General features: G+C 63.7%; 28 protein-coding genes. 13 read left to right on the top strand and 15 right to left on the bottom strand.

The window, feature by feature from the left end; translation table 11 throughout:
* Window positions 1-193 precede the first annotated feature (193 nt).
* Window positions 194-1,465 carry an EAL domain-containing protein gene (locus NCS03_RS11265; RefSeq protein WP_008342708.1) on the top strand — a complete coding sequence of 424 codons (1,272 nt, stop codon included), beginning with the start codon at window positions 194-196 and terminating at the stop codon, window positions 1,463-1,465.
* A gap of 1 nt (window position 1,466) precedes the next feature.
* On the opposite strand, the gene NCS03_RS11270 is transcribed toward NCS03_RS11265, so the two are convergent.
* The 4 genes from NCS03_RS11270 to xseA form a co-directional block, all read right to left on the bottom strand.
* Window positions 1,467-1,619, bottom strand: coding sequence for a hypothetical protein (locus tag NCS03_RS11270; RefSeq protein ID WP_033537310.1), 153 nt, complete (start codon window positions 1,617-1,619; stop codon window positions 1,467-1,469).
* Window positions 1,620-1,698: 79 nt separating this feature from the next.
* Window positions 1,699-2,829: an acyltransferase family protein gene (locus tag NCS03_RS11275; protein ID WP_250529174.1), complete on the bottom strand. Its 1,131-nt coding sequence runs from the start codon at window positions 2,827-2,829 to the stop codon at window positions 1,699-1,701.
* Between the two features lie 217 nt (window positions 2,830-3,046).
* Window positions 3,047-3,628 carry a superoxide dismutase [Fe] gene (gene sodB / locus NCS03_RS11280; RefSeq protein ID WP_008342714.1) on the bottom strand — a complete coding sequence of 194 codons (582 nt, stop codon included), beginning with the start codon at window positions 3,626-3,628 and terminating at the stop codon, window positions 3,047-3,049.
* Between the two features lie 209 nt (window positions 3,629-3,837).
* Window positions 3,838-5,205, bottom strand: a complete 1,368-nt coding sequence (gene xseA / locus NCS03_RS11285; RefSeq protein WP_250440149.1) for an exodeoxyribonuclease VII large subunit — start codon at window positions 5,203-5,205, stop codon at window positions 3,838-3,840.
* A gap of 493 nt (window positions 5,206-5,698) precedes the next feature.
* Between xseA and lpxK the strand changes: the two genes are divergently transcribed.
* The 5 genes from lpxK to NCS03_RS11310 all read left to right on the top strand — a co-directional run bounded on the left by lpxK (window position 5,699) and on the right by NCS03_RS11310 (window position 9,623).
* On the top strand, window positions 5,699-6,715 hold the full coding sequence (gene lpxK, locus NCS03_RS11290; RefSeq protein ID WP_250435112.1) for a tetraacyldisaccharide 4'-kinase: 1,017 nt from the start codon (window positions 5,699-5,701) through the stop codon (window positions 6,713-6,715).
* Window positions 6,696-6,902, top strand: a complete 207-nt coding sequence (locus tag NCS03_RS11295) for a Trm112 family protein (protein WP_008342720.1) — start codon at window positions 6,696-6,698, stop codon at window positions 6,900-6,902. The genes lpxK and NCS03_RS11295 overlap by 20 nt, the downstream gene beginning before the upstream one ends.
* A gap of 10 nt (window positions 6,903-6,912) precedes the next feature.
* A complete protein-coding gene (gene kdsB, locus NCS03_RS11300) occupies window positions 6,913-7,704 on the top strand; it encodes a 3-deoxy-manno-octulosonate cytidylyltransferase (protein ID WP_250529175.1) in 792 nt (263 codons plus the stop codon).
* Window positions 7,705-8,000: 296 nt separating this feature from the next.
* On the top strand, window positions 8,001-8,666 hold the full coding sequence (gene adk, locus NCS03_RS11305; RefSeq protein ID WP_008342724.1) for an adenylate kinase: 666 nt from the start codon (window positions 8,001-8,003) through the stop codon (window positions 8,664-8,666).
* A 198-nt stretch (window positions 8,667-8,864) separates the two neighbouring features.
* On the top strand, window positions 8,865-9,623 hold the full coding sequence (locus NCS03_RS11310) for a 3-hydroxyacyl-CoA dehydrogenase (RefSeq protein ID WP_008342727.1): 759 nt from the start codon (window positions 8,865-8,867) through the stop codon (window positions 9,621-9,623).
* Between the two features lie 27 nt (window positions 9,624-9,650).
* Here the strand turns inward: NCS03_RS11310 and NCS03_RS11315 are convergent, their stop codons facing one another.
* Both NCS03_RS11315 and murJ read right to left on the bottom strand, forming a co-directional pair.
* Window positions 9,651-10,493: a SirB1 family protein gene (locus NCS03_RS11315; protein ID WP_008342728.1), complete on the bottom strand. Its 843-nt coding sequence runs from the start codon at window positions 10,491-10,493 to the stop codon at window positions 9,651-9,653.
* Complete coding sequence (murJ, locus tag NCS03_RS11320) at window positions 10,493-12,043, bottom strand: murein biosynthesis integral membrane protein MurJ (RefSeq protein ID WP_008342730.1); 1,551 nt, start codon at window positions 12,041-12,043, stop codon at window positions 10,493-10,495. Before murJ ends, NCS03_RS11315 begins: the two co-directional genes overlap by 1 nt.
* 368 nt (window positions 12,044-12,411) lie before the next feature.
* On the opposite strand from murJ, the gene rpsT reads away from it, so the two are divergent.
* Window positions 12,412-12,690, top strand: a complete 279-nt coding sequence (gene rpsT, locus NCS03_RS11325; protein ID WP_008342733.1) for a 30S ribosomal protein S20 — start codon at window positions 12,412-12,414, stop codon at window positions 12,688-12,690.
* 176 nt (window positions 12,691-12,866) lie between these two features.
* Here the strand turns inward: rpsT and NCS03_RS11330 are convergent, their stop codons facing one another.
* Window positions 12,867-13,205, bottom strand: coding sequence for a DUF3579 domain-containing protein (locus tag NCS03_RS11330; RefSeq protein WP_008342735.1), 339 nt, complete (start codon window positions 13,203-13,205; stop codon window positions 12,867-12,869).
* Window positions 13,206-13,722: 517 nt separating this feature from the next.
* On the opposite strand from NCS03_RS11330, the gene argF reads away from it, so the two are divergent.
* Complete coding sequence (gene argF / locus NCS03_RS11335; RefSeq protein WP_008342737.1) at window positions 13,723-14,652, top strand: ornithine carbamoyltransferase; 930 nt, start codon at window positions 13,723-13,725, stop codon at window positions 14,650-14,652.
* 163 nt (window positions 14,653-14,815) lie between these two features.
* Window positions 14,816-16,045: an argininosuccinate synthase gene (locus tag NCS03_RS11340; RefSeq protein WP_175980456.1), complete on the top strand. Its 1,230-nt coding sequence runs from the start codon at window positions 14,816-14,818 to the stop codon at window positions 16,043-16,045.
* A gap of 55 nt (window positions 16,046-16,100) precedes the next feature.
* Here NCS03_RS11340 and murB read toward each other — a convergent pair whose 3' ends face one another.
* Window positions 16,101-17,117, bottom strand: a complete 1,017-nt coding sequence (gene murB, locus NCS03_RS11345) for a UDP-N-acetylmuramate dehydrogenase (protein ID WP_250479440.1) — start codon at window positions 17,115-17,117, stop codon at window positions 16,101-16,103.
* Window positions 17,118-17,220: 103 nt separating this feature from the next.
* Between murB and NCS03_RS11350 the strand changes: the two genes are divergently transcribed.
* A complete protein-coding gene (locus NCS03_RS11350) occupies window positions 17,221-17,706 on the top strand; it encodes a YajQ family cyclic di-GMP-binding protein (protein ID WP_008342740.1) in 486 nt (161 codons plus the stop codon).
* Window positions 17,707-17,766: 60 nt separating this feature from the next.
* Here NCS03_RS11350 and plsY read toward each other — a convergent pair whose 3' ends face one another.
* From plsY to queG, 5 genes are all read right to left on the bottom strand, one after another.
* Complete coding sequence (plsY, locus tag NCS03_RS11355) at window positions 17,767-18,393, bottom strand: glycerol-3-phosphate 1-O-acyltransferase PlsY (RefSeq protein ID WP_008342743.1); 627 nt, start codon at window positions 18,391-18,393, stop codon at window positions 17,767-17,769.
* A 36-nt stretch (window positions 18,394-18,429) separates the two neighbouring features.
* On the bottom strand, window positions 18,430-18,921 hold the full coding sequence (ybaK, locus tag NCS03_RS11360) for a Cys-tRNA(Pro) deacylase (RefSeq protein WP_239295102.1): 492 nt from the start codon (window positions 18,919-18,921) through the stop codon (window positions 18,430-18,432).
* Between the two features lie 97 nt (window positions 18,922-19,018).
* Window positions 19,019-19,948, bottom strand: coding sequence for a site-specific tyrosine recombinase XerD (gene xerD / locus NCS03_RS11365; protein ID WP_008342745.1), 930 nt, complete (start codon window positions 19,946-19,948; stop codon window positions 19,019-19,021).
* Complete coding sequence (locus tag NCS03_RS11370; RefSeq protein ID WP_250440151.1) at window positions 19,945-20,421, bottom strand: methylated-DNA--[protein]-cysteine S-methyltransferase; 477 nt, start codon at window positions 20,419-20,421, stop codon at window positions 19,945-19,947. The genes xerD and NCS03_RS11370 overlap by 4 nt, the downstream gene beginning before the upstream one ends.
* Window positions 20,418-21,659 (bottom strand): tRNA epoxyqueuosine(34) reductase QueG, encoded by a 1,242-nt coding sequence (gene queG / locus NCS03_RS11375; protein ID WP_250529176.1) that lies wholly within the window; start codon window positions 21,657-21,659, stop codon window positions 20,418-20,420. Before queG ends, NCS03_RS11370 begins: the two co-directional genes overlap by 4 nt.
* An 18-nt stretch (window positions 21,660-21,677) precedes the next feature.
* On the opposite strand from queG, the gene tsaE reads away from it, so the two are divergent.
* Both tsaE and NCS03_RS11385 read left to right on the top strand, forming a co-directional pair.
* Window positions 21,678-22,250, top strand: a complete 573-nt coding sequence (tsaE, locus tag NCS03_RS11380; RefSeq protein WP_250435130.1) for a tRNA (adenosine(37)-N6)-threonylcarbamoyltransferase complex ATPase subunit type 1 TsaE — start codon at window positions 21,678-21,680, stop codon at window positions 22,248-22,250.
* Window positions 22,232-23,734 (top strand): N-acetylmuramoyl-L-alanine amidase, encoded by a 1,503-nt coding sequence (locus tag NCS03_RS11385; protein WP_175980461.1) that lies wholly within the window; start codon window positions 22,232-22,234, stop codon window positions 23,732-23,734. Before tsaE ends, NCS03_RS11385 begins: the two co-directional genes overlap by 19 nt.
* 19 nt (window positions 23,735-23,753) lie before the next feature.
* On the opposite strand, the gene NCS03_RS11390 is transcribed toward NCS03_RS11385, so the two are convergent.
* Entirely contained in the window at window positions 23,754-24,632 is an 879-nt protein-coding gene (locus NCS03_RS11390; protein ID WP_239295105.1) for an EamA family transporter, read from the bottom strand.
* A 164-nt stretch (window positions 24,633-24,796) separates the two neighbouring features.
* Window positions 24,797-25,063: a hypothetical protein gene (locus NCS03_RS11395; protein WP_175980463.1), complete on the bottom strand. Its 267-nt coding sequence runs from the start codon at window positions 25,061-25,063 to the stop codon at window positions 24,797-24,799.
* 180 nt (window positions 25,064-25,243) lie between these two features.
* On the opposite strand from NCS03_RS11395, the gene NCS03_RS11400 reads away from it, so the two are divergent.
* A complete protein-coding gene (locus tag NCS03_RS11400; RefSeq protein WP_239295106.1) occupies window positions 25,244-26,143 on the top strand; it encodes a pirin family protein in 900 nt (299 codons plus the stop codon).
* The last annotated feature ends 12 nt before the right edge of the window (window positions 26,144-26,155 follow it).

Below are 26,155 nucleotides of genomic sequence, written 5' to 3' on the forward strand. Positions count from 1 at the left end.
GCACGTTTGGACGGCGCGCGCTCCCGCGTCTGCGGCATGCGAGCTTCAATCCGCACACGAATAGGCGCAACGAAGCGCGCGATACCCGGCGAGCGCCGCTTGGATATTGAATTTGCACGCTTTTTGCTCGAACGGTCGGGTGCCGATCCGGTAAACTATCTCGATAAAGTTACTTGCCCTGCGCCCCGACACCATGAGCATGGTTGATCTCGACCCTCCCCGCTTCCAGCCGCCGCGCCCCGTCGCCGGCGACGATGGATCGCGTCGCACCGTGTTGTACGGCGAGTACACCGTTTTCAGCGTGTTCCAGCCCGTGTTTTCGGTGTCGCACCGGCGCGCGATCGGCTATCACGCGTCCTTGCGCGCGCGCGATGACTCACATCGTCACGTGCCGTCGCACGAGGTCTTCACGCAGGCCGCGCGGCGCGGCGATCTGCTCGAACTCGGCCGGCTCGCGGAATCGCTGCATCTGGGCAACTTCAATGCGTTCGACAGCCACGACGAATGGCTCTTCCTGAGCCTGCACCCCGCCGCGCTGATGGACACGAGCTACGGCGATGCGCTGCTCGCGTCGCTGAAGGACATCGGTCTGTCGCCGCAGCGCGTCGTGCTCGAAGTGCCCGAGCAGGCGGGCGGCGAGACGACGCGTTTCGCTGAAATCATCGATTCGCTGCGCAAGTCGGGCTTTCTGATCGCGCTCGACGGCTTCGGCGTGAAGCATTCGAACATCGATCGCGTGTGGCATCTGCGGCCGGATATCGTGACGCTCGACCGCTGCATCCTTCAGCAGGCGACCGAGCATTCGCATATCGAGCGCGTGCTGCCGCGCCTCGTCTCGCTGCTCCATGAGTCCGGCCAGCTCGTCTTGATGGGCGGCCTCGCGACCGAACGCGACGCGCTCATCGCGCTGGAATGCAATGTCGATTTCGTGCAGGGCGCGTACTTCGCGCAGCCGAGCGTCGAGGCGGTGCACAGCGAAGTCGCCGCTGGCGTGATGGATGCGTTGTCGGCGGCATCGCGCGAACGCGTCGCGGGCCGCGAACGGGCGCAAGTCGCGCGCCTCGAGCCGTATGTAAGCGGGCTGGAGCGCGCGTCGGTCAAGCTGATGGAAGGCGAGACGCTCACGGCCGCGACGAGCGAACTGCTACAACTCGCCGACACCGCGCGCTGCTTCCTGCTCGATCAGGCCGGGCGGCAGATCGGCGACAACGTCGTGCCGATCGTGCGTACATCGCAGCGCGCGAAGCGCTTCAGTCCGCTGCTGCATTCGGAGGGCGCAAGCTGGGAGCGCCGGCCGTACTTCATCGAGGCGCTGCGCGCGCCGGGGCGCATGCATCTGACGGCGCCGTATCTGTCGATCAACGAGGCGCACCTTTGCGTGACGGCGTCGATCGCCGCGCAGACGCCTTATGGCTTACAGGTGCTGTGCGTCGATATCAACTGGGAAGGCGCGAAGCAGCGGTAGGCTACGCGCTGTTTTCGGATTCCGGACGGAGCAGATCGAAGCCGGCAAGCACCAGCACGCCGGAGAGCACGATGAGCGCGGCAGAATGGCGGCCGAAATAGAGCAATGCGGCGGCCGACCAGGCCGCGAGGCACAAGCCTGCGAAGCGTTTCATGATGGCGATGCGATTTCGATCGTTGCGGCGAGCCGATATTTTAGGCTCGCGCTCCGATGCGCGCAGCGACGGCTTATCGTCACGCACGCTGCGTCACTCTGCTCCGCTGCTTTCCGCGCGTCAGATATCGTCCCAGTCGAATCGACGGCTTTTCGACCGCGTAATATCCCGCGATGCTGACGGGAAGAATCAGCACGGCGGCAATGATCAGCGACATGCCTTGATAGGTTTCGCCAAAATAATGCAGCACGCCCAGCAACACGATGCAATGCAGCAGATACAGGCTGAATGAAATCTCGCCGAGGAAAATCAATGGCCGCGCGGTCAGAAACGCGGCGAACGGCCTGAGCGCAATCGCCAGAACGAGAATGCCGGTCACGGCTGGAAGAATGATCCAGTCGTCGGCGAAACTGCGCAGCACGTCGTTGGATATCGAATGGCGAGTGATCGAACCGACGAGGACGTAAAGGGCGAGACAAATCAGCAATGCGCCGAAAAGCGTTCGTGCGGAATAGGCGCCGAGTTTCGACGAAATGGCTTCGCGATATCGCGCAATCAGGGCGCCGAGGAAGAACATCGACATGTAATGGATGGTCGGCATCCATTCGCCCTGAATGCTCGCGTCCAGGAGGGTCCGCTGCAAATGATGGTAATAGCCGAATGCAGCGAGAGAGAAACACATGCTTAGTGCTACGGAAAACCAGACGGGCGTGGCAAATACCACGACGACGAGAAGCGGGAAGATCAGCGAGATACGCATCTCGTAGACGAGCGACCAGAGCACCGGATCGAGCGTGCTGTTGCTGAACGGAATCACAAAGTAGAGGTGATCCAGCAAATCATGCCGATCGATGCCCGCGTGCCATGCCTGATTGACCCATTCGCCGGTCCAGGAGAGATTCGAGCGGTAGAGCAAGCAATACGCGGTATAAGCGGCCAGAACCGCGATCAGATAGGGGATGTAAATGCGGCACACGCGCTTCACGATGAACTCGGCGAAGCCCGGTCTGCTGTCGCCGGTAATCTGCATGGCCAAGGCGAAACCGCTCAGCGCAAAGAACAGGATCACGGCGGAATGCCCTTCGGCGATTGCGCGCCATGGAACGTGCTGCAGCCAATGCGTGAGCGTGATCTGTGAATAGTGACTGAATACGACTGTCAAAGCGGCAATGCCGCGCAGCGAATCCAGTTGATGATAGCGTGTCGTCATTATTCAGCTCGCGTCTGTGTTGGCAAAGCCAACATGGAAATCGGAAGCCGATTGGGCGACCAGAATCCCGTTAGACCAAGTGAGACTTCGACGTTCCCCAAAAATAGCTCACGCCGGACGCTTCAACGAAAAAAGCCCTCTCGCGAGGGCTTTCATTTTGATTGCGGCATTCGGAATTCATTTCGGAATGCGGCAATCGAGTTTCACGCGCGCTTACTTACGCACCGAAATTCTTCGACGCGAAATCCCAGTTCACGATATTCCAGTAAGCCTCGATGAACTTCGGACGCGCATTGCGATAGTCGATGTAATACGCATGCTCCCACACGTCGATGGTCAGGAGCGCCTTCGCGTCCGTCGTGAGCGGCGTGGCGGCGTTGCTCGTCGACACGATATCGACGGTGCCGTCGGTCTTCTTCACGAGCCACGTCCAGCCCGAGCCGAACGTGCCGGTCGCGACCTTGGCGAATTCTTCCTTGAACTTGTCGTAGGAACCGTACTTTGCGTTGATCGCATCAGCCAGCGCGCCGGTCGGAGCGCCGCCGCCGTTCGGCGACAGGCTGTTCCAGAAGAACGTGTGATTCCATACTTGCGCCGAGTTGTTGAACACGCCGCCCGACGACTTCTTGACGATTTCTTCCAGCGGCAGGTTTTCGAACTCGGTGCCGGGAATCAGCTTGTTCAGGTTCGTCACATAGGTCTGGTGGTGCTTGCCATAGTGATACTCGAGCGTTTCTTCCGACATGTGCGGAGCGAGCGCGTTCTTGTCGAACGGCAGCGGCGGGAGCGTATGTTCCATGATGCGAGCTTCCTTTCTATGTGGATTGTGGGATTGTGTGGCGTCCAGCAGTGGAGCACTGGATTGTAGGCGAGTTGGGATAACCCAGCAAACCGTGCGCTCTTTATGAGCAAGATTGCTTTCCAATCGCCTCACGCGGCGTAAAAAGTGCTCTGAGGAGCCTCGTCAGGCACGTCAAATGTACGCCGATTCCGCGCGCCGCGCCGGGTTCAGAATTCGTCCGACAGACGCGCCTGGACATCGGCGAGCAGCACATCCGCTGATCCTTCCGCGAGATGCACCGTGAGCGGCCGCTTGGGTTTCAATGCGTTCGGTGCACGCACGGCGCGGCCCGTCTGCGCGTCGATCAATGCGGCATAACCGCGTTCGAGTGTGCGCTGCGGGCTCAGCACCTGCAAGCGCGCCGCCAGTTCCGAAACGCACGCTTTCTCACGGTCGGCGCGCCGCTCATGCGCGCTGCCGATACGCTGCGCGAGCCGCAACAGATGCTCGCGCTCGGCGGCGACATTCGGACGTCTGCGCTGCCAGCGGTAGTGCACCAGCGCGAAGTGCGCGCGCGCATCGCGCACGGGGCGCGCGCCCGCCGCGGCGAGCCGGCTTGCCAGTTGCCGCAGATGCGCGCGCTGCCGCGCCAGCCGTTCCGCGGGGCTCACGAGCCGGCGCGCGAGCCAGTCGAGTTGCTGCGCGCGGCGCTCCATCATCCGGCCGAAGCCGCGCGCGAGCGCCGCATGTCGATGATCGAGCTCGCGCAACAGCAGCACGCGCTGCGGACTGACGAGCTCGGCGGCGGCGGTCGGCGTCGGCGCGCGCACGTCGGCGGCGAAATCGGCGATGGTGAAATCCGTCTCATGCCCGACGCCGCTCACCACCGGCACCGCGCTCGCCGCGATCGCGCGTGCGAGCACTTCCTCGTTGAACGCCCAGAGATCCTCGATCGAGCCGCCGCCGCGGCACACGATCAGCACATCGACCTCGCGGCGCGCGTTCGCGGCTTCGACCATCGCCGCCAGCTTCGCGCCGACGCCCGCGCCCTGCACCGGCGCCGGATACACGACGATCGGCACATGCGGCGCGCGGCGCGCGAGCGTCGTGAGGACATCGCGCAATGCGGCCGCCTGCAACGACGTGACGATCCCGATGCCGCGCGGATGCGAAGGCAACGCGCGCTTTCGCTCGGCCGCGAAGAGCCCTTCGCTTTCGAGCTGCGCCTTCAGCCGCAGAAACGCTTCGTAGAGCCGGCCCTGCCCCGTGCGCCGCACCGCTTCCACGTTGAGCTGCAGTTCGCCGCGCGGCTCGTACATCGTGACAAGCGCGCGCACTTCGATCTTGTCGCCCTCGCGCGGCGTGAACTCGGCGTATTGCGCGCGGCCGCGGAACATCACGCAGCGCATTTGCGCGTTCGCGTCCTTGATCGAGAAGTACCAATGGCCGCTCGCCGCGCGCGTGAAATTCGACACCTCGCCCGATACCCACACGAGCGGAAATGACCGTTCGAGCATCGAACTGATCGCGCGATTGAGCGCGGAAACGGGGATGACGGCATCGCCGCTTTGCGACTGCAGTGAATCGGGAGTCATGGCTGGACGAGAAAAATCTTCAGGGCGGCGCTGTGCGCGATGGACAAACGCCGCTGAACGAGGTACGCAAGTGTAACAAGTGTCCACACAGAAAGACTTACCGCCGCGTGCGGAGCGGCATCGCCAGAGGCTGGTGAGTTCGTTTCAACCCGTTGATTTTTCGAGGTTAAATTTTTATGGATACTGTCAGCCCCGGAGCAACTCTTTCCTGACGCGCGATCGCGGTGTGTCGGCTGGAAGTTCTTCACAGAGTTATCCACAGGCGTGCGGAGCGGATGGAGTCGCCCTTTCTCCCGCGCTCCTGACTGGCGCCCACGCCCCGCGCGCGCTAGAGTGCCGGGTTCCAGCACCGGCTGGCGCGGCCGAAACCTGCTCGTCCCGGGCCGCGAAAAGCCGGGCATCGTCCAACGCCGACCGTCATCCAAGGAGCTGCCGTTGCACGCCATGCCGTACCCGACTTGCCGCCCGCCAGCGTTCATCGCGAAGGCGGTCCATGTCTGATTTCAAACCGCCGCTCGAAAACTTCCTCGCCCGCGAATGGCGCCGGCGCGGCCCCGTCGCGTGGGCGCTGACGCCTTTCGCGTGCATCTTCGGCGCGATCGCTGCCACGCGACGCGCCTTCTACGACCTCGGCTGGATGAAGCGCGTCGAAGTGGGCGCGCCGGTGGTCGTCGTGGGCAACGTGACCGTCGGCGGAACGGGCAAGACGCCGACCGTCATCGCGCTCGTCGAGGCGTTGCGCGCCGCCGGATTCCAGCCCGGCGTGATCTCGCGCGGTTACGGCGCGAAGATCGCCAAGCCGACGAGCGTCACGGCAAGCTCCGCCGCCGAGCAGGTCGGCGACGAACCGCTGTTGATCGCGCGGCGCACGCACGCGCCTGTGTTCGTCTGCCCGGACCGCGTCGCGGCGGCAAAGGCGCTGCTCGAAGCGCATCCGAACGTCGATGTCCTCGTTTCCGACGACGGCCTGCAGCACTATCGCCTCGCGCGCGCGTTCGAGCTCGTCGTGTTCGACGACCGTCTCGGCGGCAACGGCTTTCTGCTCCCCGCGGGTCCGTTGCGCGAGCCGATGTCGCGCCGCCGCGACGCGACGCTCATCAACAGTCCCTACGAGCGCACGCTGCCGCCGTGGCCGAACACGTTCGCGCTCGAACTCGAATCCGGCGACGCGTGGCTGCTCGACGATCCGCATCAGCGCCGCCCGCTCAATCAGTTCGCCGGCGAGAAAGTGGTCGCGGCGGCGGGCATCGGCTCGCCGGAACGCTTCTTCGCGACGCTGCGCGCGGCGGGCATCGCGCCGGCGACGCGCGCGTTTCCCGATCACTACGCGTATCGCGAGAATCCGTTCGCCGGCGTCGACGCCGATGCCATCCTGATCACCGAAAAGGATGCAGTAAAATTGGGCGCCTGGCGCGATGCACGCATCTGGGTCGTTCCGGTGCAAGCCGTGCTGCGGCCGCGCCTCATCGCTCTTGTTGTGGAGAAACTCCGTGGACGCACGTCTGCTTGAAATCCTCGTTTGCCCGATTTGCAAAGGCCCGCTCAGTTACGACCGCGCCGCGCAGGAACTCGTCTGCAGCGCGGACAAACTCGCCTATCCGATCCGCGACGGCATTCCCGTGATGCTCGTCGACGAAGCGCGTCAGACCGTCGAGGGCACGCCCGTCGAGCCGCTCAAACCCGTCGGCGACGCCTGAGCACGCGGAAATGTCCGTTCCGTTCATCGCGGTCATTCCCGCGCGCCTCGCTTCCACGCGCCTGCCGAACAAGCCGCTCGCCGATATCGGCGGCAAGCCGATGGTCGTGCGCGTCGCCGAGCGCGCGCGCGAATCGGGCGCTTCGCGAGTGCTCGTCGCGACCGACTCCGACCGCGTGGTCGAGGCCGCGCGCGATCACGGCGTCGAAGTCATGTTGACGCGCTCGGATCATCCCACAGGCACGGATCGGCTCGCCGAGGTCGCGACGCGTCTGAACTGGGCCGACGAAGCCATCGTCGTCAACGTTCAGGGCGACGAGCCGCTCATCGATCCGCAGCTCGTGCGCGATGTCGCCGATCACCTCGCGGCGCATCCCGAATGCGCGATCGCGACGGCCGCGCATCCGATTCACGATCCCGCCGACGTGTTCAATCCGAACGTCGTGAAGGCCGTGCTCGATGCGCAGAGCCGCGCGCTCTACTTCTCGCGCGCGCCGATTCCGTGGACGCGCGATCTCTGGCAACCGCACTGGCCGGACGTCGCCGCGCTTGGGGCACTGCCGTCCGTGCCGAAGAACGTGCTGCGGCATATCGGCCTCTACGCCTATCGCGCGAAATTCCTGCGCGACTTCCCGAACCTCGCGCAAGCGCCGATCGAAGAAGCCGAAGCGCTCGAACAACTGCGCGCGCTGTGGCACGGCGAACGCATCGCGGTGCGCGTGACGCAAGACGCACCGCCGCCCGGCGTCGACACGCCCGCCGATCTCGCGCGCGTTCAGGCGCTCTTCCCGGAAGCGGACTGATCTCTATCTCTGTTCGACAACCCGTGTAAACCCCGCCGGATGGCCCATTCGGCGGGGTTTCTGGCGTTTTCTATCCGCGTTATTACGGTCGCAATCGTAAAGCGGCGTGGCATAATCAAGCGATTGCGCGAGCCTTCCGGTCAGCGCCACGCTCAACGTTGCGCCGCTGTCCGCAGGTGCCCGCCGTCTCCTTTTCGGCTGCGCGCCCTGTCGTCGACGCCGCACGAGCCTGGCCACCGGATGTCAAATCAGCCTCGCGGTTTGAAGCGGTTTATAGACGATTCGGAGAGATCACCATGCGTTTGATCCTGTTGGGCGCACCCGGTGCGGGCAAGGGCACCCAGGCAAACTTCATCAAGGAGAAATTCGGCATTCCGCAGATTTCGACCGGCGACATGCTGCGCGCGGCCGTCAAGGCAGGCTCGCCGCTCGGCGTCGAGGCGAAGCGCTTCATGGATGCGGGCGAGCTGGTGCCGGATTCGCTCATCATCAATCTCGTGAAGGAACGCCTGCAGGCCGACGACTGCAAGAACGGCTATCTCTTCGACGGCTTCCCGCGCACGCTGCCGCAAGCCGAAGCCATGAAAGACGCCGGCGTGGCGATCGACTACGTGCTCGAAATCGATGTGCCCTTCGACGAAATCATCACGCGCATGAGCGGTCGTCGCGTGCATGCGGCATCGGGCCGCACGTATCACGTCAAGTTCAATCCGCCGAAGGTCGACATGACCGACGACGTCACCGGCGAGCCGTTGATCCAGCGCGACGACGACAAGGAAGAGACCGTGAAGAAGCGTCTCGACGTGTATGTCGCGCAGACCAAGCCGCTGATCGCGTATTACAACGATTGGGCGAAGAGCGGCGCAGCGCCGAACGGCCTGAAGGCGCCGGAATATCGCAAGATTTCGGGCCTCGGCGCCGTCGATGAAATCCGCACGCGCGTGTTCGACGCGCTCAAGTAACGCGCTGCCTGATTCGCGTTCGACGAAAACCCGCTCCCTGTGAGCGGGTTTTTTGTGTCCGTGAAATCGCATGACCGTCGTGCGAATTTGCAGCATGCGGCTTCGCTACAATCGACGCGTTTCCCAAAAGGAATGACATCGGCGCGAGCGGCTCAACCCTGCTCTCGCGCGCACGAATCGCACAAAAGGAGAAGAGACATGGAGATGCAAGGCAACACCTTTCTGATCACGGGCGGTGCGTCGGGCCTCGGCGCGGCGACCGCGCGGCTCATCGCGGCGCAAGGCGGCAAGGTCGTGCTCGCCGACATGAACGACGCGGCAGGCGAAGCGCTCGCGAAAGAGCTGTCGGGCGCGTTCGTCAAATGCGACGTGAGCCAGGAAAGCGATGGCCAACGCGCCGTCGATGCCGCGTTGAGTCTCGGCACATTGCGCGGCCTCGTGAACTGCGCGGGCATCGCGCCGGCGGCGAAGACGGTCGGCCGCGACGGTCCGCACGCGCTCGATCTCTTCTCGAAGGTGGTGTCGGTGAATCTCATCGGCACGTTCAACATGATCCGGCTCGCGGCGCACGCGATGTCGAAGAACGAAGCGAACGCGGCGGGCGAACGTGGCGTGATCGTGAACACGGCGTCGGTGGCGGCTTATGACGGACAGATCGGCCAGGCGGCCTATGCGGCATCGAAGAGCGGCGTCGCGGGCATGACGCTGCCGATCGCGCGCGATCTGAGCAAGAGCGGCATCCGTGTGATGACGATCGCGCCGGGCCTCTTCGAAACGCCGATGCTGCTCGGCATGCCGAAGGAAGTGCAGGACGCGCTCGGCGCGATGGTGCCGTTCCCGCCGCGCCTCGGCAAGCCCGACGAGTACGCTCTGCTCGTCAAGTCGATTTTCGATAACCCGATGCTCAACGGCGAAGTGATCCGCCTCGACGGCGCGATCCGCATGCAGCCTAAGTAACGCTCTGCACGGCGCGCGCGGCTTGGTTCAGTCGCCTTGCTGCGTGCGCTGCCGCAACTCGTGCAGCTCGGTTTCGACGACGGTCGCGTCCTCGGCATCCGGACGAATCTCGATGTATCGCTGCAAATCTTCCAGCGCCGGTCGCAGATAATCGAGCCGCGCATACGCGAAACCGCGATCGCGCACTTCCTCGATGCTGTTCGGCAACGCGATCACCAGCCGCTGCTGAACGGCGAGCAGACGCTGCCACCGCTCCGTTTGCAGATAGATACCCTTCAGATTGCGCAGCATGCGCGCGACGATCTCGCGCCGCGTCGCGGGTTGCAACAGCACGCGCAACGCGCTGCCGATCGACTCGCCCACACGCTGCACATACGGCTCCAGCATCTCGACCATCTGCGCTTCGGAGAGCGTCTGGCCGGTCGTCGGATCGAGCATCAGATCGTGGCCCGGCGTCGCGACGCGCAAAAGGAAATGCCCCGGAAACGATACGCCGCGCACCGGCAGGCCGAGTTGCTCGGCCATTTCCAGATAGATGACGGCAAGCGAGATCGGAATGCCGCGCCGGCGACGCAGCACCACATTCAGATGGCTGTTATCCGGATCGTAGTAATCGTTGAGATTGCTGGAGAAGCCCAGCTCGCGGAAAAAGTAGCGATTCAGCGCATCGACTTTCTGCTTCGCGTCGGCGTCATCGGGCATGCGGCGACGGGCGCGCACGACGAGTTCGTCGATCTCCGCGAGCGCGGCCTGCATGTCGAGATCGGGATACGCGTCCTGCGCGAGCGACAAGGCGGCTTCCGTGAGCGGAAGGCTGTCGTCGTCCGCCATCAGCGAGGAGAAGTAGTCGAGGATACGCGTTGTCGTCATCAAAGCGTGCGTCTCTTGAAATAGGCGTACTTGAAGCCCATTGCGGCAAGAATACCGAAATATAACGCGGCAAACACGACGAGACTTGCACCGAGAAGCGCGATGCGCAGGACCGGCGTCGCGCGCATGCCGATCCAGTCGAAATTGATCGCCACCCAATGCATCGTCCCCGCAAGAATCAGGCACGCGCCGATCAGTTGCACGAAAAAGCGCAGCCAGCCCGCCGAAGGCTCATAGATCTTGCGGCGGCGCAGCCCCGCGAACAGCAGCAGCGCGTTGGCGAGCGCGCCGAGGCCGATCGAGAGCGTCAGGCCCGCGTGAGAAAAAATCGGCACGAAGATGTAGTTGCTCACCTGAGTCATGACGAGCACGAAGATCGCGATCTTCACCGGCGTCTTGATGTCCTGCTTCGCGTAGAAGCCCGGCGCGAGAATCTTGATGAGGATGAGGCCGATCAGCCCGATCCCGTATGCCGACAGCGCGCGGCCGACCATCACGACCGAATGATTGTCGAACTTGCCGTAGTGAAAGAGCGTCGCGGTGAGCGGCTCGGCGAAGAAAAACAGCGCGATCGCGCTCGGCGCGGCCAGCAGGAACGTGATGCGCAGGCCCCAGTCGAGCAGCGCGGAGTATTCGTCGTGATTGGCGTCGACGTGCGCTTTCGAGAGGCTCGGCAGCAGGATCGTGCCGAGCGCCGCGCCGAGCAGCGCGGTCGGGAATTCCATCAGCCGGTCGGCGTAGTTGATCCACGACACCGCGCCCGCCCCGATGTTCGACGCAATATTCGTGTTGATGATGAGGCTCAGTTGCCCGACCGACACTGCGAACATCGCCGGGACCATTTTCAGCAGCACGCGCTTGACGCCGGGATGCGCGAGCGCGGCGCGGAAGTTCAGCCCGATGCGCGGCGTCATGTCGATCTTCTTCAGGCCGGGCAGTTGCACGAGCAATTGCAGCACGCCGCCGACGATCACCGCATACGCGAGCGCATAAACCGGAATCTTCAGATGCGGCGCGACGAACACCGCCGCGGCAATGAACGACACGTTCAGCAGCACGGGCGCGAACGCGGGCAGCGAGAACTGCTTGTACGTGTTGAGCACGCCCGAGGCGAGCGTCGTCATCGAAATGAGGACGATGTACGGGAACATGATGCGCGTCATCGAGACGGCGAGGCCGTACGCCGCGCCCTCGTGCGACAACCCCGACGCGACCGCGTACACGACCCAGCTCGCGCCCAGCATGCCGAAAAGCGACAGCACGACGAGGAACCAGGTGAGGACCGTCGACATCGCGTCGACGAGCGCCTTGGTCGGATCGTGGCCCTTGCTGTTCTTGAACTCGGCGAGGATCGGCACGAACGCCTGCGCGAACGCGCCTTCCGCGGAGAGACGCCGCAGCAAGTTGGGGATTCGGAACGCGACGTAGAACGCGTCGGTATAGATACTGGCGCCGAAGGCTCGGGCGATCAGCGTTTCGCGGATCAGGCCGGTCACGCGCGACAGCAGCGTGAAGCCGCTGACCGTCAGCAGGGCTCGGAATAGATTCATGGGGCGCTTATTATACGGGCCGCGAGCGGCGCGCCCACGAGACTCGGGGCAATGCTGGCGGCCAATGCCGCACGTTTGACCGATGACAAGGCAGCCGCCCCGTGCCGGCGCGATCCACGCCGCGCTTGTCATGTCTCATATTCCCTTGCTATAATCGCGGGTTTCGAAGCTCCAAAAATCGCTCCGATTTTGCGGCTTCGCGTCTTTTCCGGCCCCGGCCGGCGATGTTTTAGAGGTTCTCGGGCAATCGTTCCCGGGTTTCAGATCAAAGGCAGCGCGCTCGATCGCCCGCGTCAGGGCTTTCATGGCCTTCGCCGGCCCCGCGCGCTCCGGACAAGTAACAGCGAAACAGGAAAAGGGAAACCGTCATGGCAAATTCCGCACAAGCTCGCAAGCGCGCCCGTCAGGCCGCCAAAGCCAACTCGCACAACTCGGCGCTGCGCTCGAAGTTCCGCACGGCCATCAAGGCAGTTCGCAAGGCTATCGAAGCCGGCGATCAGGCCAAGGCCGCCGAAGTGTTCAAGACGTCGGTCAAGACGCTCGACATCATCGCGGACAAGAAGATCGTCCACAAGAACAAGGCAGCTCGTCACAAGAGCCGCCTGGCTGCAGCCATCAAGGGCCTGCAAGCCCCCGCTGCCCAGTAATTCCGGCTCGCTTCCGGCGGGCGCATTCCGGTTTCGCGAGTTTCGCGTTCGGGGCGTTCGCCGAAGCAGCTTCCTGTTTCCGCTGCGCAGTAACGAAAAAGCCCGCTTCGGCGGGCTTTTTTGCGTCTGTCGCTTTTCGTCTGTGGCTTTCGTCTGTGGCTTTCGTCGCGCGGAGGTCAGGACTGAGGCTGCTGCGTCTGCGTGCCGTGATGCGGCGGCAATTCGCACGCCTCGGTCACGACCAGATCATTGTCTTTTGCGAAGTTCAGAACGAAGTCGAATGCCATCGGTTCGATGTCGCGCAGGCGGGAATCGACAATCACGACCTTGATGTCGCCGATCATCGTCGGACGCACGTAGATGGAATATTGCAGGCGGGCGTTGGGCCCTTTCGCCTTTGGGCCGAAGCCCGACATCACGCCGGCGAGACGCTCGGACCAGTCGCTCGGCCGAAATTTCCTCCCGCTCTTGGTGATGCCTTGAATGAAGTACTCGGTAGGGGATGATTCAGCCATGTAGCAATACCTTTTGACGGCCGGTGACGCGCACCGGAACGCACATGCCTGACGCAGGAACCGCAGGAGCCGGCTAGCGAAAAGCGCCGGGCGGTCTTGCGCGGGTCGATTCTGGCGGAATCGTCCGCGCCCGCGACAGGAAATGGCGGACTCGACAGCACTGGGCAATCCACCGCGAAATCGGAACGCGCAAAGTCACGCCGACCGGATTCTTGCGAACCCTTCGCCGCAGAAGCGCGTGAAACGGTGCTGAATGTTGCAGAACTGTTGAAACGAGCGAGCGTGATTATACCGCAGCGGCCTGTTTTCCGCAGCGCACACAGACATGGGATGCGTCCATCAGGGACAGCCCGAGGCCGTGAGACGGGCCTGCGCGCGCATCCTCGTCCTTTTGGCCAGCCTCGTCAAACATCGCAAAATCCTTTATGCTCAAAAGCGATACTCACTCCCGACGGCGGCGCCGTCCGGCCTCGACGCTCACGCGCGGCGGCCGGTTCGAAGCCGCCGCTTGCGTTTCATGACCGCCAAGAAAATTCGCCACTATCTTCAGTTCAAGGATTTTTCCCTCGACGACTATGAGTACGTGCTCGAACGCGCGCGCATCCTGAAGCGCAAGTTCAAGAACTACGAGACTTATCATCCGCTGCACGATCGCACGCTCGCGATGATCTTCGAGAAGAGCTCGACGCGCACGCGCCTTTCGTTCGAAGCGGGCATTTTCCAGCTCGGCGGCCATGCGGTGTTCATGAACACGCGTGATACGCAACTCGGCCGCGGCGAGCCGATCGAGGATTCGGCGCAGGTCATCTCGCGCATGGTGGACATCATCATGATCCGCACGTTCGGCCAGGACATCATCCGGCGTTTTGCGGAAAGCTCGCGCGTGCCGGTCATCAACGGGCTGACCAACGAATATCACCCGTGTCAGGTGCTCGCGGACATCTTCACGTTCTACGAGCATCGCGGTCCGATTTCCGGCAAGACCGTCGCGTGGGTCGGGGACGCGAACAACATGCTGTACACGTGGATCGAAGCGGCGCAGATTCTCGGCTTCAAACTGCGCCTCTCCACGCCGCTCGGCTACAAGCTCGATCCCGCGCTGGTTGCCGAGGAAAGCAAGCCGTTTTTTCAAGAATTCGACGATCCGAACGAAGCCTGCGCCGGCGCCGATCTCGTCACGACGGACGTCTGGACCAGCATGGGCTACGAAGCCGAGAACGAAGCGCGCATGAAGGCGTTCGCCGACTACTGCGTCGATGCCGAGATGATGGCGCGTGCCCATCCCGATGCGCTCTTCATGCACTGCCTGCCCGCGCATCGCGGCGAGGAAGTGAGCGCGGAAGTCATCGACGGTCCGCAAAGCGTCGTATGGGACGAGGCGGAGAACCGTCTGCACGTGCAGAAGGCGCTGATGGAGTATCTCCTGCTCGGCAAGCTGAATCACTGAGCGAATCTGCGCTGCCGATTCGCCGCGCATCCCAAATTTGCGGAGGCGCGGCTTTTTAATGTCAGAATAGTAGTTTTTCCGCGCACTTCATGCCCGTCGCGCGCCCGGCGGACGCGAAGCGGCGCACAACCGCCGCACCGGCTTTTCCGCACACGAGTTCACCATGAGCGATATCAAGAAAGTCGTGCTCGCCTATTCGGGCGGTCTCGACACCTCCGTCATCCTGAAATGGTTGCAGGACAACTACGACGCCGAAGTCGTGACCTTCACCGCCGACATCGGTCAGGGCGAGGAGCTGGAGCCCGCGCGCAAGAAGGCGCTCCAGCTCGGCATCAAGCAGGAAAACATCTTCATCGAAGACCTGCGTGAAGAGTTCGTCCGCGATTTCGTGTTCCCGATGTTCCGCGCGAACACCATCTACGAAGGCGAGTATCTGCTCGGCACGTCGATCGCGCGTCCGCTGATCGCGAAACGTCAGATCGAGATCGCGCGCGCGACCGGCGCGCAGGCCGTCTCGCACGGCGCGACCGGCAAGGGCAACGATCAGGTGCGCTTCGAGCTCGGTTACTACTCGCTCGAACCCGGCATCAAGGTGATCGCGCCGTGGCGCGAATGGGACCTGCTCTCGCGCGAAAAGCTGCTCGCGTATGCGGAAAAGGCCGGCATTCCGATCGAAATGAAGCACAAGCAAGGCGGCGCGCCCTACTCGATGGACGCGAACCTGCTGCACATCTCGTTCGAAGGCCGCCATCTGGAAGACCCGAAGGCCGAGGCCGAAGCCGAAATGTGGCGCTGGACCGTGTCGCCGGAAGAGGCGCCGGATCAGGCGGAATATGTCGATATCGAATTCGAGAAGGGCGATCCGGTCGCGCTGAACGGCAAGCGCCTGTCGCCCGCCGAGATGCTGACCGAGCTGAACCGTCTCGGCGGCAAGCATGGCATCGGCCGTCTGGATCTGGTCGAGAACCGTTACGTCGGCATGAAGTCGCGCGGCTGCTATGAAACGCCGGGCGGCACGATCATGCTGAAGGCGCATCGGGGTATCGAGTCGATCACCCTCGACCGCGAAGTGGCGCACCTCAAGGACGATCTGATGCCGCGTTACGCATCGCTGATCTACAACGGCTACTGGTGGAGCCCGGAGCGCCGCGCGCTGCAGGTGCTGATCGACCACACGCAGGAGAAGGTCAACGGCTGGGTGCGCGTGAAGCTCTACAAGGGCAGCGTGTCGGTCGTCGCGCGCGATTCGAAGGAAACGCTGTTCGACAAGACCATCGCGACGTTCGATGACGACGGCGGCGCCTACAACCAGGCCGATGCCGGCGGCTTCATCAAGCTGAACGCACTGCGCATGCGTATCGCGGAGAACGCGCGCCGTCAGCGCGGGGACTGATCTTTCGTTGGAATCAGGCTCGAGAAAAAACCCGCCGCGGCGGGTTTTTTCGTTTTCAGACGCGCACCGGCTCCATCTCCAGTTCGACATTGAAACGTGCCAGCACGTCGCGCCTGATGGCTTCGGCGAGTTCGAGCACCTGCGCGCCCGTCGCGCCGCCGCGATTCACGAGCACGAGCGCCTGACGATCGTGCACCGCCGCGCCGCCGATGCCGCGCCCTTTCCATCCGCACTGGTCGATCAGCCAGCCCGCCGCGAGCTTCACTTGCCCGTCGGCTTGCGGGTACGAAACGACGCCCGGTTCGCGCTGCTTGAGCGCCTCGAACGCCTGCGCACTCACGACCGGATTCTTGAAGAAGCTGCCCGCGTTGCCGAGCGCGGTCCAGTCGGGCAGCTTGGCGCGGCGCACGGCGACGACCGCATCGAAAATGGCTTGCGCATCCGGCGTCGCGGCGCCGTCGAGCGCGCGGGCGACGTCGGCGTAATCCGCGCGCGGCGTCCACGCTTTCGGCAGCCGGAACGTGACCGACGTAATCATGAAGCGCCCGCGCCCTGCCCGCTTGAAGAAGCTGTCGCGATAACCGAAGGCGCACGCGGCGCGATCGAATTCCGCGCGTGCGCCGGTCGCGAGTTCTACCGCCGTCAGCCGCTCGAAGCGCTCGCCCATTTCCAGCCCGTACGCGCCGATGTTCTGAATCGGCGCCGCGCCGACCGTGCCGGGAATCAGCGCGAGGTTTTCGAGCCCCGGCATGCCCTGCGCGAGCGTCCACGCGACGAAATCGTGCCAGTTCTCGCCCGCGCCGGCTTCGACGAGCCACGCATCGTCGTCTTCGCCGATCACGCGTTTGCCGCGAATGCCGACGATCAGCGCGACGCCGTCGAAATCGCGCGTCAGCACGATATTGCTGCCGCCGCCGAGCACGAGTTGCGGCATGTTTGCGATGCGCGCATCGGTGGCGAGCGCGGCGGCCGCATCGACGGAATCGATACGCATCGCGTGACGCGCGCGCGCGTCGAAGCCGAACGTGTTGTGGGCGAGCAGAGAGAAACCGGAGAGGAGCTGGAGCGACATGAACGAAGCGCGTCGGTAGAATGACGACAGGTCCGTGATTATAGCGATTGCGCGAGCCACGCCTGCCCGGCGCGCTCGTCGCCTCAATGAAGGAGAAAGACAGATGCCATCGTTTGACGTCGTCAGCGAAGCAAACATGATCGAAGTGAAGAACGCGATCGAGCAATCGAACAAGGAAATCTCGACGCGCTTCGACTTCAAGGGTTCGGATTCACGCGTCGAGCAGAAGGAGCGCGAACTCACGCTCTACGCCGACGACGACTTCAAGCTCGGCCAGGTGAAGGACGTTCTGCTGAACAAGATGGCCAAGCGTGGCGTCGACGTGCGTTTCCTCGACTACGGCAAGCAGGAGAAAATCGGCGGCGACAAGTTGAAGCAAGTCGTCACGGTGAAAAAAGGCGTCTCGGGCGATCTGGCGAAGAAGATCGTCAAGATCGTGAAGGACAGCAAGATCAAGGTTCAGGCGAGCATTCAGGGCGACGCGGTGCGCGTGCAAGGCGCGAAGCGTGACGACCTGCAAAGCGCCATCGCGCTGCTCAAGAAGGAAGTCACGGACACGCCGCTCGACTTCAACAACTTCCGCGACTGATTCCTGATTGCTTCAGAAACGAAAAAGCCGTTCCGGTTTGCGCCGCAACGGCTTTTTGCATTATTCGGCGACCTTCTTTTTCTCGCCGATGCGGCTTTCCTTGCCGGCCAGCAGCTTCGAAATATTCGCGCGATGCCGCCAGATGAGCAGCAGGCTCATCGCCAGCACGGCGAGCGAGATGCGGCTCGGCCCGAACAGAAACACCTGAAAGAACGGTGCGAACACGGCCGCGACGAGCGCCGCGAGCGACGAATAGCGGAAGAAGAACGCGATGATGAGCCACGTGAGCAGCGTCGCGATACCGAGCGCCGGATGAATCGCGAGCAGCACGCCCGCCGCCGTCGCGACGCCCTTGCCGCCCTGGAACTTGAAGAAAACCGGGTACAGATGCCCGAGGAACACGGCGATGGCCGCGAGCGCCGTCGCCGTGTTGATGCCCGTTTGATCCCAGCCGAAGCTCGCGCCGAAGTGCGCGACGATCCACACGGGCAGCCAGCCCTTGAACGCATCGCCGATCAGCGTCAGGATCGCAGCCTTCTTGTTGCCGGTGCGCAGCACGTTCGTCGCGCCGGGATTGCCCGAGCCGTACGAGCGCGGATCGGCCAGTCCCATCGCGTGACTCACGACGACGGCAAACGAAATCGATCCGATCAGATAGGACGCGACGGCGACGAGCAGAAAAATCATGGTGTCTTTTCGGTTATGGCGAGAGCGGAACGCATTCTAATCGACGCTCGCGCACTGCACGGGTTTCGCGCCCAGCAACTCGGTCAGCACGCTCGGATCGATGCTCACGAGATACCCTCGCCGCCCGCCGTTCAGATAGATGCGATCGAGTTCGAGAATGCTCGATTCGACGTACACCGGCATCGCTTTTTTCGTGCCGAACGGCGACGTGCCGCCCACGAGAAACCCCGAATGCCGGTTCGCCACTTCGGGCTTGCAGGGTTCGACGCGCTTCGCGCCAATCTGACGCGCGAGATTCTTCGTGGATACCGTGCGATCGCCGTGCATGAGGACGATCAGCGGCTTCGCGTGCTCGTCTTCCATGACGAGCGTCTTGACGACGATATGTTCGTCCACGCCGAGCTGACGCGCGGATTCCTCCGTGCCGCCGTGCTCGACGTAATCGTAAGGATGCTCGCCGAATTCAACCTTGTGACGACGCAGGAATTGCGTCGCGGGCGTTTCGGACACGTGTTTGGCTTTCGACATGCCACGCATTGTAGCGGCGCGCCGTGGCGCTCACCATCGGCCATTCGGCCGAGTATGCAGCGCAACGCGGCCGTGGCACGATCGTTCGCAGATGACGCTATCCGCGCGGATGATGCTCCCGATGCAGCTTCTGCAGCCGCTCGCGCGCGACGTGCGTGTAGATCTGCGTCGTGGAAATGTCCGAGTGACCGAGCAGCAATTGCACGACACGCAAGTCCGCGCCGTGATTGAGCAGATGCGTCGCGAACGCGTGCCGCAGCGTGTGCGGCGAGAGCGGCGCGTGCACGCCGCCGTTCAGCGCATGACGCTTGATGATGTTCCAGAACTGCTGGCGCGTCATGCCTTCGCCGCGCGCGGTGACGAAGAGCGCATCGGCGGAGCGCGCGCCGAGCAGCACCTGACGCGCATCGCGCAGATAGCGTTCGAGCCAGTCGTGCGCCGTTTCGCCGAACGGAATCAGGCGTTCTTTCGAGCCTTTGCCCATCACGCGCACGACGCCTTCGTTCAGGCCGACTTCGACCGTCTTCAGCGTGACGAGCTCGGTCACGCGCAGGCCGCTCGCGTACATCAGTTCGAGCATCGTGCGGTCGCGCAAGCCGAGCGGCGTTTCGATGTCGGGTGCGCCGAGCAGCGCTTCGACTTGCGACTCGTTGAGCGTCGACGGAAAGCGCGGCGGCTGCTTGGCCGAGCGCAGCTTGAGCGTCGGATCGGCGGACACGCGATGCTCGCGCAACGCCCACGCGTAATAGCGCCGAAAGACCGACAGACGCCGGTTCGCGGACGTCGCCTTGTCGCCGCGGCGCGCGGCCATGTAGCCGTTCATGTCGGCTTCGACGGCGGCATCGATCGACGCGCCGCGCGTCTTGCCGAGCCATTCCGCGAAGAGTTTGAGGTCGCGCCGGTACGCTTCGAGCGAGTTCTTGGCGAGGCCGTGTTCGAGCCAGAGCGCATCGCAAAAGAGATCGATCGCGTCCTGACTCGCGACGAGTCCCGGTGCTTGTATTGCTTCAGTCGTTGCGCTCGTCATGCGATGGATACACCTTCATGCGCCAGCAGCCAGCGCTTCACGTTGCGATAAAAACCTTCGCCGGGATGATGCGCGAAACCGCCGATCCCGCCCGAGGCCACTACCCGGTGGCACGGTATCACGATCGGCAGCGGATTGGAGCCGCACGCCTGCCCGACCGCGCGCGGCACGCTGCCGATCTCGCGCGCGAGCTGGCCATAGGTCCAGACTTGGCCCGCCGCGATGCCCGAGATGCCGCGCCATACGCGCTGCTGAAACGCGGTGCCGCGAAGCGCGAGCGGTAGGTCGAAGCGCATCGAAGGCGTCTGAAAATACGCGCGGATCTGCGCGGCGGCTTCCTTGGCGAGCGGCGTTTCAGGCTCAATGCTGCCGACATCGTCCGGCAGATAGACGATCTCGCGCACGCATTGCGCATCGGCGCGAATGCCGACCTTGCCGAACGGCGCGTCGATCACGGCATCGAATGCCTTCACGTTCTTGTCCCTTGATCGAGCGCCCACAGCACATGCTCGCGCACCAACGCCGAGGAATCGTCCGCACGCGCGCGCAATGCATCGACGATCGCTTCGCGTTCTTCCGCATCGAGCGACGGATCGCGCAACGCATTGCCCATCGCGACCGCGATATTGCGCAGCCAGCGCTCATGCCCAATGCGCCGGATCGCGCTGCCCTGCATGCGCGTGTCGAAATCCGCCGCGCTCCATGCGAACAGCTCGACGAGCGTCGCGCGATCGAGTCCGTGGCGCACGTCGAAATCCGCGACCGGCGCGGCCTGCGCGAACTTGTTCCACGGACAGACGAGCTGACAATCGTCGCATCCATACACGCGATTGCCGATCAGCGGACGCATCTCCTCGGGAATGCTGCCGTGCAGTTCGATCGTCAGATACGAGATGCAGCGCCGCGCGTCGACGCGATACGGCGCCACGATCGCGCCCGTCGGACACGCGCCGATGCAGCGCGTGCACTGCCCGCAATGCGCGCCTTCGTGCTCGGGATGCGGATCGACGGGCAACGGGACATCGACGAAAATTTCGCCGAGAAAGAACAGCGATCCGGCGTCGCGATCGAGCAGCAACGTATGCTTGCCGCGCCAGCCGGCGCCCGCTTTCTGCGCGAGCGCGACTTCGAGCACCGGCGCTGAATCCGTGAACGCGCGATGCCCGAACGGCCCGATCTCGCGCTCGATGCGCTCCGCCAGCTGCTGCAGGCGATTGCGCATGACCTTGTGATAGTCGCGCCCGCGTGCGTAGATGGAGACCATCGCCTGCGACGGCTTCGCGAGCCGCGACCATTCGATCGCGCGCCAGTCGTTCTTCTGACCGTCGGCTGTCGCGACACTTTCATCGCCCTTTTTCGCGAGCGTTTCCGCAGGAAGATAGGCCATGCGCGCGGTGATGACACGTCGCGTGCCGGCCACAAGCTCGGCCGGTCTTGCGCGTTTCATCCCATGTTTGGCCATATAATCCATTTCGCCGTGATAGCCTGCTTCGAGCCAATCAGTCAGGCCCTTCTCGGCATCCGTCAGGTCGATATCGCTGATGCCGACCGCACCGAACCCCAACTCGCGCCCCCATGTCTTGATGCGCTGCGCGAGTTCTGCCAGCGCGTTTTCATCGAGATCGAAGACGCGAGACTCTGAATCGGATTCAGCGGCGGCGTCGCTGGACGCTGTCGTGATTTCAACGGAATGTTCCGGCAATCGGTTCATCACGACATTTTACGAGCAATGCCCGAAAGCCCCGCACGAACGACGCAAGACTTATCCGCCGCGCTTCTCGAACGCCGCTTCGACCTGCGCGACGAAGCCGCGACGCTCGCTTTCGGAGAACGCTTCGCGCGCGCCATCGACGCTACGCGTCTGTCCATATCGCACGCTTCGTCTGAACGTTTTCACGGTCTGCAAGTCCAGTTGATCGGTGATCTCGGCGCGGGCAAGACCACGCTCGTGCGCGCGACCTTGCGCGCGCTCGGCCACGTCGGCCGCGTGAAGAGCCCGACTTACACGCTCGTCGAGCCGTATTCGCTCGTCACCGAAAGCGGTCCGCTCGACGTTTATCACTTCGATCTCTATCGCTTCGCCGATCCGGCCGAATGGGCCGATGCCGGCTTTCGCGAATATTTCGATGCGGGCGCGGTGTGCCTCGTCGAATGGCCGCAACAGGCGGGTGGCCTGCTCGGCGTGCCGGATCTCGTGTTTGCGCTGTCTCTGCCGGACGAAGGAACGTCGAACGATGAAGGCCGCGTGCTGACCGCGCGGGCATTTAGCGAAACAGGAAAGTCATGTCTCGAAAGATGTTGATCAAGCCATTTCATTCGATCGAATCGGCTGCCCAAGCGCCGCACAACTGGCGTCGCCGTCAGGTGTTGCGCGCAGGCGCTTCGACGCTCGTGCTCGCGCTCGTCGGACCGAAGCTCGCGCATGCGAGCAGCGTGCTCGGCGTGCGCGTGTGGCCCGCGCGCGACTACACCCGCGTGACGATCGAATCGGACCAGCCGCTTCAGAACGCCAATCAGCTATTGCAGGGGCCGGACCGGCTCGTGGTCGATCTCTCCGGCATCGATCTCGATCAGGCACTGCGCGATCTCGTCTCGAAGATCACGCCGAACGATCCGCAGATTCAGGCGGTGCGCATCGGGCAATATCAGCCGCATGTCGTGCGCATGGTGTTCGATCTGAAAGGATCGGTGAAGCCGCAGGTGTTCACGCTCGGGCCGATCGGCAGCTACAAATACCGGCTCGTGTTCGATCTGTATCCGGCCGTCGCACCCGATCCGCTGATGGAACTGCTCGCGCAGACCGAGCGCAAGCAGGAAGCGCTCGACCGCGCCAATCCGAATCCGTCCGCGCCGCCGCCCGCGACGCTTTCCGGGCCGGCGACCGCGCAGAAACCGACGACGCCCGATTCCACCGACGAGTTCTTCCAAAAGTACGCGCAGAACGAAACGCCCGCCGAAACGCCGCCGAAACCGGCGGTCAAGCCGCGCGTGCCGGCGCCGCCGCCCGTCATCGCGAAGAAGGACGACGACAACGACGCCTACGCGTTCTCCACGCCCAAGCAAGGCGCCGGCACGACGCGCCTGCTCACCGTCGCGATCGATCCCGGTCACGGCGGCGAAGATCCGGGCGCGATCGGCGGCCAGGGCACGTACGAGAAGCACATCGCGCTCGACATCGCGAAGAAGCTGCGCGCGAAGATCGACGCCCAGCCCAACATGCGCGCGATGATGACCCGCGACGCCGACTTCTTCGTGCCGCTCAACGTGCGCGTGCAAAAGGCGCAGCGCGTTTCCGCCGATCTTTTCGTGTCGATTCACGCCGATGCCTTCACGTCGCCCGAAGCGCGTGGATCGTCGGTGTTCGCGCTGTCGGAGCATGGCGCGTCGAGCGCGGCTGCGCGCTGGATGGCGAACAAGGAAAACTCGTCGGATCAGGTCGGCGGCATCAACGTGAAGTCGCAGGACGCGAGCGTGAACCGCGCGCTCTTCGATATGTCGACGACCGCGCAGATCCGCGATTCGATGCGCTACGGCAGCTTCGTGCTGAACGAAATCGGCGGCATCAACAAGCTGCACAAAGGTTCGGTCGAACAGGCGGGTTTCGCCGTGCTGAAGGCGCCGGACATTCCGTCGATTCTCGTTGAGACCGCGTTCATCAGCAATCCGGACGAGGAAACGCGCCTGAACGACGACGCCTATCGCGACAAGATGGCCAACGCGATCATGAAGGGCATCAAGCGCTATTTCGCGGCGAATCCGCCGCTCGCGAAGAGCCGCATGACGTGAAAATCCGGCCGGGTTTCGTTCAGCGCGCCGGCAGAATGCGCTGAACGAGCCGCGCGCCGAATACGTTCACCACGAGTCCCGCCATCACGAGCGCCGCGCCCGCCACCTGCGCCGAATTCAAACCCTCGCCGAGAAACAGCGCCGCCGACGCCAGCCCTATCACCGGGACGAGCAGCGAGAACGGCGCGACGCTTCCCGCCGGATAGCGCGCGAGCAACTTTCCCCACAAGCTATAGCCGACGATCGTCGCGATGAACGAAAGATAGAGAATCGCGAAGATCGAGATGAGCGGAATCGTCGCGAGACTGGATTCGATGCGCGCCGGGCCTTCGAAGATGAGCGAGAGCGCGAGGAACGGCAGCGGCGGAATCAGGCTGCCCCACACCACGAGCGAGAGCAGATCGACCTTGCCCATGCGCTTCGTCACGATATTGCCGAGCGCCCACATCGCGGCGGCGGCGAGCGTGAAGAGAAAGCCGGTGACGGTCATCGCGTGACCGCCGCGCATGCCGATGAGCGCAAGCCCCGCCGCCGCGATCAGCAGGCCGGCGACGTTCGCCGCGCGGATGCGCTCGCCGAGGAACATCGACGCGAAGATGAGCGTGAAGAATGCTTGCGCCTGCAGCACGAGCGACGCGAGACCGGCGGGCATGCCCACGTACATGCCGTAGAAAAGCAGCGCGAACTGCCCGAGAGAAATGGTGAGGCCGTAGGCAAAGAGCCAGCGCAGCGGTATCTGCGGGCGCTTGACGAAGATCGCGGGCACGGCGGCGAGCGCGAAGCGCAGCGCGCCGAGCAGCATCGGCGGAACACCGTGCAGTCCCAGCTTGATGACGACGAAATTCACGCCCCACGCGAGAATGACCACCGATGCGATCAGCAAATCCTTTGGCGACATCGCCCTCTTCCTTGTGTCATGTGCGTCGTTGGCGAGCCGTAAAGTGTAGCCGAGGGCGCGGCGGCAGGCTTGTCAAATCCTGCGCGGCATGACGATGCACGCAAAAAGCGCCCGCGCCTCGTGAAAGGCGCGAGCGCTTTGGCTGCGGTGATGCGAAACGGCGCTTACTTTGTCTGGCCGGATTCCGTGCCCGCGTCGTTGCCGGTTTCGACGGCCGGCGTCTTCTTGGTCGCCGTCGATTTCGTCGTGTGCTTGTGCGTCTTGTGCTTCTTCGGCGTGGTCGCGGCCGAATTATCGGTGGTGGCGCCGGCGGTGTCGTTGCCCATCGCCGCAGACGAATTGCCCGACGAGGTCTGCGCGAACGCGCCCGTTGCGGCGGTGGCGGTGAAAAGGCCAGCGGTGATGGCGATCAAAAGCTTGTTCTTGCTCATTTCGACTCCCTATCCAAATTGTCACGTTGCGAAAGTTGCGCGAAGCCGCGTGCCTGGAACCCACGCGGCACCAAAAAAACGAAAGTCTCGGCGGCAACGCCTGCGCCGCGCGGCATCGGCCGGTAGAATCGGCTGATCCACGCGCCATTCCGGCGCGCGATCTTCCTTCCGGAACCCGCCATGCCTTCGACGATCCGCGCATTGCTGAAGCCACACCAACATGACGTCGGCGGCCTCATGGTGCGGCGCGTGCTGCCCGCCCTCGCGGCGCGCACCGTCGGACCCTTCATCTTTTTCGACCATATCGGTCCCGCAACGCTCGTGCCCGGAAACGGCCTCGACGTGCGTCCGCATCCGCATATCGGGCTCGCGACGGTCACGTATCTGTTCGACGGCGCGATCATGCATCGCGATAGCGTCGGCTCCGTGCAGAAGATCGTTCCCGGCGACGTCAACTGGATGACCGCGGGCCGCGGCATCGTCCATTCCGAGCGCACGCCCGACGAGGAACGCGCATCCGGCCAGACGATGCACGGCATCCAGACGTGGGTCGCGATGCCCGCCGCGAGCGAGGACATCGAGCCGGCATTCGAGCATCACGCAGCGGCGGCGTTGCCGCAGATCGAGCGCGACGGCGTCACGCTGCGCATCATCGCGGGCACGGCGTTCGGCGCGAAAGCGCCCACGCGCACGTTTTCGCCGACGCTTTATGTCGCCGCGCAGTTCACGCCCGGCAGCGCGATCACGCTCGATACGGAGCACGAGGAGCGCGGCGTGTATCTCGTGAGCGGCGATTTGTCGATCGACGGCGAACCGCTGCCCGAACAGCAGATGGCCGTGCTCGCGCCCGGCGCCGACGCGAAGCTGACGAGCGCGAACGGCGCGGTCACGATGCTGCTCGGCGGCGCGCCGCTCGACGGCGCGCGCTTCATCGAATGGAATTTCGTGTCGAGTTCGCGCGAGAAGATCGACGCGGCCAAGATCGCCTGGAGCGAGCAGCGCATGGGCCACGTGCCCGGCGAGACCGAGTTCATTCCGCTGCCGCCGCAGCGCCGCGAGAATCGCGCGCCCGAAGCCTGACGCGCTTGAGAA

Origin of the sequence: Caballeronia sp. ATUFL_F1_KS4A (genome assembly GCF_023630905.1) — a bacterium.
Lineage (GTDB): Bacteria > Pseudomonadota > Gammaproteobacteria > Burkholderiales > Burkholderiaceae > Caballeronia > Caballeronia zhejiangensis.